The following is a 6,856-nucleotide window of genomic DNA, read 5'->3' on the forward strand; positions in this document are numbered from 1 at the left end:
TCGGCGCCGTGGGCCCCGCCGGCCCAAGCGGCCGGCGGGGCACTTCGCGTTTCCTGGAGTCGTGGCGACTCGTGAAGCGGCGAGAATTTTTCCGGATCCCGTGCCGCACGCATCCGCATCCTGCCTGGACCACAATGTGCCGGTGAGCAGCCGGCTGGAGAGACTGCCTGGCCAGTAAGGGGCGGCTTTCTGCTGCGAATGAGCACGACCTGGAGTGTCCACCGCCGAACAGAGTCCTTGCGGAACCGATGTCCGACCGTCGGCATGTTTCAGAGGACCCCACGCGGCACCGCCTGCCGCCACACGGGAGGGAAAGATGCTGAAGAAGACTCGCCTGTCTGGCGCCGCACTTGCAGGTGCGATCGCCATTTGCGCAGCACCCGTATTCGCTCAACAAGGCCCTGACTGGCAGTATCCCGCCGTGAACGGCGCCGGGCCTGTAGTGCCGGTTCCGGATGCAACCTCCAAGCTGCCTGAGGGACAGACCTAAAGGTGGTTTTCAACGTCACCCAGGGAATGCCCGGAGACGGGCGCGTCAGCGCCGATCTCGCCTCCGTGGCGCGCTTCGTCAATCTTCTCGCTTTGGACGGCATGGATCCGAAGAAGGCCGACATCGTCGCGGTCGTCCATGGCTCGGCGACCGCCGCCATCATCAGTGACCGGTATCACCAAGCGCGTTTCGGTGCCGCGAATCCCAACACCGATCTGGTGCGACAGCTGGAGGAGAACAGAGTCGAGGTGATCGTCTGCGGGCAGGCTGTCGCCGGAGCGGGCTTTCCATTCGAGGCCGTGATGCAGCCCGTCGAGATCTCGACCTCGGCCATGACGGAGTTCGCCAAGCGCCAGCTGCAGGGCTACGCCTTCGTGCCCGGGTGAGCCGGGTCATTGAGGCGCTCCACGCGCGTCTAGCCGGTTCAAGAGATCAATCGATCGTCACGGACCCAGTCAAACGTGGGCGGCCGAATGCAGGGTTGGCCGCAGCACTCGTCGCATCGGCCGAGGTCACGGGACTCCAGTTCACCGATCCCAGCCGTCGATCAGATGTCGTTCGCAGTCTCCGGGCGCCGAAACGGCCTAGCGCCATTGCCAGGGCTTGGAGTCTGCCTTCCATCGGGCATTAATATAACTTGTCGGCCAGCGCAGGAGGCAAGCCAATGGCACGAAATGCGCAGGAAGGCGGGGGAGGGCGTAGGCGTTGGAGGGTTACGCCCTGGATAGTCGCGGCGCTCATTTTGCTGCTGCCCCTGATGGCGATGCAGTTCACCGAGGAGGTGGTCTGGGATATGACCGATTTCGCTGTCGCCGGCGCGATGCTGTTCTGTGCCTGCGGCGTCTACGAGCTGACGGCAAGGAGGACCGGCAACCGTGCCTATCGGGCCGGAGTCGGTATTGCGGTCGTGGCCGCATTTACCCTCGTCTGGATGAGCCTTGCCGTGGGCATCATCGGATCTGAAGATAACCCAGCCAACTCGATGTATGGCGGAGTGCTCGGAGTCGGGATCCTCGGCGCACTCCTCGTGCGCTTTCAGCCCTCTGGAATGGCGCGGGCACTGGCTGCGACCGCGCTCGCTCAGGCATCCGTCGGCGTGATCGCCCTGATCACCGGATCGGGCTCCGCTGGGGCGAACGGGCCAGGAGCGGTCGTGGTCCTGACCGGGTTTTTCGCTGCCCTGTGGCTCGTGTCGGCCTGGCTGTTCCGAAAGGCGGCGCGGGAGCAGGTCGCCACAGGCCCAGCATCGTAGATTGGCGATCCCAATGCGGAGGAACGGTGTAATCCCTTAAATCTGATTGAGGCGACCTCGGCGGAGCCCTAAATATGTTTCAGCGCTCCACATTAGCCGAGGAAGATACATGCTCTCGCGCAGACGCTTTGTACAGCTCATCGGAGCGCTTCCCTTCCTGAGTACCGCGTCTCAAGCTCGCGCCGACCAGGGAGGCTTCTACTACAAGGGGCCGCTGAGCGATCACTTCGACGGACAGCGCTTCTTCAACCCTGGCGGTGAGCGCTCCCGCAGCTTCGTCGACTTCCTGCACTGGCAACTGAGCAAGCGTGCCGTGGCCTGGCCTGAGGCCTACCCCAGCCCGTTCCAGGACACACCCCCGGCGCGGGTCGGGAAGCGCGATCTGCGTATCAGCCTCGTCGGGCACGCGACCTTCCTGATCCAGATCGCCGGCCATAACATTCTTACCGATCCGATCTGGTCCGAGCGCGCCAGTCCGGTACCGTTCGCCGGTCCGCGACGGTACAATCGGCCGGGTGTTCCGCTCGATCGCCTGCCCCGGATCGATGCGGTGCTGATCTCGCACGGCCACTATGATCACCTTGACCTTCCCACACTCGCATCCCTGTGGAAGCGCGACCAGCCGGTGATCATGGCGCCGCTCGGTAATGACGCCATCATTCGAGCCCATGATCCGAGTATCGCCGTGACAGCACTGGATTGGGGAGATCGCGCTGAAGCGGTTCCTGGTCTTGAGGTGATAGTCGAGCCGGCCCATCACTGGTCTGCGCGCGCCACCAACGACCGCAACCATGCGCTCTGGGCCTCCTTCGTGGTGCGCAGCGGCGGCCGCTCGGTCTACTTTGCCGGTGATACCGGGTTTGGCGGCGGCCTACACTTCGAGGCCATAGCCGCCCGGCATTCTGACCTTGATGTCGCCCTTCTGCCCATCGGGGCTTACGAGCCGCGGTGGTTCATGGTACCTCATCACATGAACCCAGACGACGCGGTTCGCGCCTTCCGCATTCTCAAGGCCAAGTCTGCATTGGGCTATCACTGGGGCACGTTCAGGCTCACGGATGAAGGCGTCGACCAACCGCCTCGGGATCTTGCGACCGCCCTTCAGGCGGGAGGGATCCCAGCCCGGCGCTTCATCGCCATGCGCCCCGGACAGGTCTGGACGGCCTAGTGCCCGTGCAGCGCCTGCTCGGAACCCGACCGGGAAGTCCCCTGCCCTTCGGGAGCGTCTGGCGGTCTCGTCCTACAGGAATGGTTCAGGCCGGCTCCAAGACGAGCAATGACCGAACCGTCAAATCGCAAAGCCTAGCTGGTGATGAGCGGCGCCTTGTGCAGCCAGTCATTTCCCGTGAGCTGCTCGACTACGAACTGAGCGACATCCCTCCGCGGGATGGTGCCGCCATGAAACGCTGAAAGGTTCGTGAGAGCGCGGATCTGTCCGGTGCCAGGCTTATCGTTCAAGACTGTCGGGCGTACAAGCACCCAGTCCATGCCGCTGGCGCGTATCAGGGCTTCTTGACGGTCCTTGTCCTCATACACCTCTCGCAGCAAAAGCGGTTGAATCAAACGGTCGTAGAGAAAGCCGCCATGCCCCCGGCTGTCGCCGGCTCCCATTCCTGTGATGCAGACAAGACGCCTGACGCCTCGAGTCCGCATGGTAGGGATCAGTGCGTTCGTTGCCGTCGAAAGCAATGTGACCTCCCTGAACGGACTTATGCCTTGTGCCCAGGGCGCTGATCACCCCGTCGCACTCCTCGAGCGCCTTGAGGAGTATCGGTGCGTCACAGGCATTTCCTGCCACGAGATGAACACCCGACAGACCCTGCGCACGCTCCGGCGACCGAACGAGGGCGGTCACTGCATGCCCCTGCGCCTGTGCCTCACGAACAATCTCGCGACCGGTGCCTCCGGTCGCGCCGAGTACCAGAACTCTCATGATGTTTTTCCTCAGAACATCGCCGTCATCGGGGCGACCCACACACGCGCGTATAATCAGGCCTGCCGCCAGATGGCTGCAGTGCGCGTGGCGAACTCCCTGTAGGAGTGCAGCGGCCGCCCAAGACGTTGCACGAGCCTGCTGACATCCTCGCTGTCTGCGAGCATGCCGTCGGTCTGGAAGCGCTCCACCATCAATCGCATGTCATAGGCCATCCAGCCTGGCGTGAAGGCCTTCAAGGTCTCCTCGAACGTTCTTACGTCGTCGCCGCCATTGCTGACGGGCTGACCGAGGACCTCCGACCAGATGGAAGCGATGGCCTTGCCGGTCAGACGGTCGGGACCCACGACCGGAATGATCTCCCGGGGCAGCGGGGCTGCCCCATGCCCACGCCTCAGGAGCTCGGCGACTGCGAGATCGGCGATGTCCCGGCTGTCCACCATCGACAGTCCCAGACTGCCGACCGGCATCGGGTACACGCCATATTCCAGAAGCGGCATCTTCAAGCTTGCGTCGTTATCCATGAAGTAGGCAGGCCGGAGGATGGTGGCCGGGATGTCGAACTGCTCGATCATACGTTCCACCGTATGCTTGCCGGCGAAATGCGGAACGTTCGTGTAGCGGTCGCTATGGATCACGGAGAGATAGACCACCCGCTCGATGCCCGCCTCGCGGGCGAGGTTGAGGGCGATCAGCGCCTGGGTCACCTCGTCAGGCGTAACGGCATTCAAGAGAAAGAGCGTGCTCACTTCCGACAGGGCCGCACGCATGGCCTCGATATCCATCAGGTCGCCGCGGACGACCGCGACCTTCTCCGAGAATTTCGCCTTCGAGGGATCCCGTACGAGAGCGTGAACGTCTGCGCCCTGCTGGACCAGTCCGGCAACAACCTGTTTGCCAATGGTTCCTGTGCTTCCAACTACCAGTATCGTCATGTTGAGGCTCCTGACCAAGGACGGCCATTTGCCGTCTCGCCTCATGAACTAAGTGTTTCATCCGGAGCGAAATAGACGCATAAATGGGACAGACCGTCCCATTGGTGAAACGATCATGGACCTTCTTGCAATCGCTGACTTCAACCTCGTGGCGGCCCATGGCGGTGTCGGACGGGCAAGCCGCGCCAGCGGCCGCCCCAAGGCTACCTTGTCGCGGCGCGTGACGGAGCTGGAGGACAGCCTGGGCGTCCGGCTGTTCGAGCGAGGCGCGCGCGATCTCCGGCTGACGGAGGAAGGCCGTGCACTTCACGAGCGCACGACCACCCTTCTCACCGAGATCACGCAGGTGACCGAAGACATCGCGTCTGGCACCGAAAGACCGAGGGGCCGCTTGCGCATAAGCGTACCTTCCCTTTTCTCCCATCTGGCCATGGGGCGCATTGCGGCTGGGTTTGCTTCTGCCTTCCCGGATGTGCGCCTGGAGGTGACTGTCGAGGATCGCCCTGTCGATCTCATCGAGGAGGGCTACGATCTTGTCATCAGGGTCAACCCAAGCCCTGACGAGGTGCTCGTGGGCAAGCGCTTTCTACGCGACGAGGTTCTGATGGTCGCGGCGCCTGCCTTCGCACCTCAGGTCAGAGGGAGCAGCACCATCACCAATCCCGTACCAGCCGTCGTGCTGATCGCGGCCCGCGAGAACGATGAATGGGCGATCGTGGATCACCCTGGCCGCCTGATATTCTCGCCCAAGCCTGTCCTGCGGCTGGGGACGCTGACGATGGTGCGCGACGCTGTGGTGTCTGGCGCAGGCGCCGCCCTGCTTCCGCGTTCACTCGTGGCTGACGACCTGGCGAAAGGACGGCTGGTCTCCTGGGCAAGGCGTCGAAGAAGGACACCGAGATCTGGGTGCTCTACAGCTCCCGCCGCCTGCTCAGCAACAAGGTCTCCGCCTTCGTCAATTATCTCAGCGCCATCTTCCCTGAAGGCTCACCTGACGAGTTGGGGGCGATGCGGCAGGCATGAGCTATCCAGCCGTGGCCATCATAGTCCATCACCAGCATTCCCAAGCGGAACGTCCATGGTGCATACGACGCCTTCAGGTGCGTAGGTCAGACGCACACTGCCACCGAGATCCTGCGCCAGGCCCCGCTCAATAAGGCGCGTGCCGAAGCCTCGGCGGGTCGGGGTCGCCACGGGCGGTCCATTCCTTTCCCGCCATCGCAGGGTAGGGTGCGGTGTATCACCCGGAGTGACTGTCCAGGTGATGGCCACAGTCCCTGCTGGCACGGAGAGCGCGCCATACTTCGTTGCATTCGTGGCGAGCTCGTGCACCGCCATCCCAATCGCCAGCGCCCGTGGCGGGCTCAGACGGAGATGCGGCCCCTCGATTCCGAACCGCTCGGGATTCCCGCGCGAATAGGGTTCAACGACCTCGTTGACGAGTTCCCGCAGTTCCGCTCCTTCCTAGTTCTCGCGGGTCAGCACGTCATGAGCCCGTGCCAGTGCGAACAGGCGATCCTCGAAGCTTTGGAGCTTCGGGCGGCTGTCTTCGCTGACCTGCCGCAGGCTCTGGGTCGCCATCGCCTGCACGGTGGCGAGCGTGTTCTTCACCCTGTGGTTCAGCTCGTTGATCAGCAGCTGTTGATGCTCCTCCCAGCGCTTGCCCCCGGTTATGTCGAACGCGATCCCCGTCGCTTTGATCTGCGGAGGACTGCCGGCGACAGCGGTGACCTCCAGCTCGGCGCGGACGAGCAAGCAGTGATGGGAGCCGTCAGGCCAGATAACCTCCAGCTCCCCCTCGGCGTAGCGGTCTCCGCGCTGAAGCGCAGCCGCTGCGGCCGCCTTCAGGCCTTCCCGGGCACCCGGTGCATAGCGCGACCTGATCTCTTCGGTGCTCGGAGAGGCATCTGCCGGAAATCCGAGCAGAAGGTTCAATTCAGGGGATGTGGTGATCGTATCGGTGCGGGTATCGCTCTCCCACACCGCCATCCGGCTTGCATCTCCAGCGCCAGTCTCAGGCGGGCCACGCTCTCGCGTAGCGCCGCTTCGGCCTTATGCCTTGCGGTGAGGTCGACCGTGACAGCGAGCAGCGTTTCGGCCTGTCCCGGTGCCGGGCTCAGGCGTGTGATGCTGCTGTTGGCCCACACCAGGGTGCCGTCAGAGCGCAGGTAACACTTGTCCAGCGTCACGGGCCCTCCGCTCTCTAGCACTACTTTGGCAGGTATGAGGAACCGGGCGGGGCCTGC

General features: G+C 63.6%; 8 protein-coding genes and 1 pseudogene. 5 read left to right on the forward strand and 4 right to left on the reverse strand.

The annotated features are described in order from the left end of the window. The first annotated feature begins 316 nt into the window (after positions 1 to 316). The 4 genes from LG661_RS23505 (at position 317) to LG661_RS23520 (ending at position 2,910) form a co-directional block, all read left to right on the forward strand. On the forward strand, positions 317 to 490 hold the full coding sequence (locus LG661_RS23505; RefSeq protein ID WP_230534418.1) for a hypothetical protein: 174 nt from the start codon (positions 317 to 319) through the stop codon (positions 488 to 490). 2 nt (positions 491 to 492) lie between these two features. After that, positions 493 to 876, forward strand: a complete 384-nt coding sequence (locus LG661_RS23510; protein ID WP_230534419.1) for a DsrE family protein — start codon at positions 493 to 495, stop codon at positions 874 to 876. Positions 877 to 1,154: 278 nt separating this feature from the next. Further along, positions 1,155 to 1,742, forward strand: a complete 588-nt coding sequence (locus LG661_RS23515; RefSeq protein WP_230534420.1) for a hypothetical protein — start codon at positions 1,155 to 1,157, stop codon at positions 1,740 to 1,742. Positions 1,743 to 1,851: 109 nt separating this feature from the next. Continuing rightward, entirely contained in the window at positions 1,852 to 2,910 is a 1,059-nt protein-coding gene (locus LG661_RS23520; RefSeq protein ID WP_230534421.1) for an MBL fold metallo-hydrolase, read from the forward strand. A gap of 134 nt (positions 2,911 to 3,044) precedes the next feature. On the opposite strand, the gene LG661_RS25600 is transcribed toward LG661_RS23520, so the two are convergent. Genes LG661_RS25600 through LG661_RS23530 form a run of 3 tightly spaced genes read right to left on the reverse strand, consistent with a single transcriptional unit; the run spans position 3,045 to position 4,610 of the window. Continuing rightward, positions 3,045 to 3,362 (reverse strand): NAD(P)-dependent oxidoreductase, encoded by a 318-nt coding sequence (locus LG661_RS25600; protein WP_407666831.1) that lies wholly within the window; start codon positions 3,360 to 3,362, stop codon positions 3,045 to 3,047. After that, complete coding sequence (locus LG661_RS25605) at positions 3,271 to 3,675, reverse strand: NAD(P)-dependent oxidoreductase (protein ID WP_407666830.1); 405 nt, start codon at positions 3,673 to 3,675, stop codon at positions 3,271 to 3,273. The genes LG661_RS25600 and LG661_RS25605 overlap by 92 nt, the downstream gene beginning before the upstream one ends. Positions 3,676 to 3,731: 56 nt before the next feature. Continuing rightward, a complete protein-coding gene (locus LG661_RS23530; protein ID WP_230534422.1) occupies positions 3,732 to 4,610 on the reverse strand; it encodes an SDR family oxidoreductase in 879 nt (292 codons plus the stop codon). A gap of 115 nt (positions 4,611 to 4,725) precedes the next feature. Between LG661_RS23530 and LG661_RS23535 the strand changes: the two are divergent. Continuing rightward, positions 4,726 to 5,633: pseudogene (locus tag LG661_RS23535) on the forward strand (LysR family transcriptional regulator). A gap of 441 nt (positions 5,634 to 6,074) precedes the next feature. Here the strand turns inward: LG661_RS23535 and LG661_RS23540 are convergent. Continuing rightward, positions 6,075 to 6,599 (reverse strand): HWE histidine kinase domain-containing protein, encoded by a 525-nt coding sequence (locus tag LG661_RS23540; protein WP_230534423.1) that lies wholly within the window; start codon positions 6,597 to 6,599, stop codon positions 6,075 to 6,077. Positions 6,600 to 6,856: the final 257 nt, after the last annotated feature.

Source organism: Microvirga roseola, assembly GCF_020866965.1.
GTDB classification, from domain to species: Bacteria; Pseudomonadota; Alphaproteobacteria; order Rhizobiales; family Beijerinckiaceae; genus Microvirga; species Microvirga roseola.

What these genes read in the sequence shown, in the direction of transcription:
- LG661_RS23515 (WP_230534420.1), top strand. Translation starts at nt 1,155, where the DNA reads ATGGCACGAAATGCGCAGGAAGGCGGGGGAGGGCGTAGGCGTTGGAGG.
- LG661_RS23530 (WP_230534422.1), bottom strand. Translation starts at nt 4,610, where the DNA reads ATGACGATACTGGTAGTTGGAAGCACAGGAACCATTGGCAAACAGGTT.
- LG661_RS23540 (WP_230534423.1), bottom strand. Translation starts at nt 6,599, where the DNA reads ATGGCGGTGTGGGAGAGCGATACCCGCACCGATACGATCACCACATCC.
- LG661_RS25605 (WP_407666830.1), bottom strand. Translation starts at nt 3,675, where the DNA reads ATGAGAGTTCTGGTACTCGGCGCGACCGGAGGCACCGGTCGCGAGATT.
- LG661_RS23520 (WP_230534421.1), top strand. Translation starts at nt 1,852, where the DNA reads ATGCTCTCGCGCAGACGCTTTGTACAGCTCATCGGAGCGCTTCCCTTC.
- LG661_RS23505 (WP_230534418.1), top strand. Translation starts at nt 317, where the DNA reads ATGCTGAAGAAGACTCGCCTGTCTGGCGCCGCACTTGCAGGTGCGATC.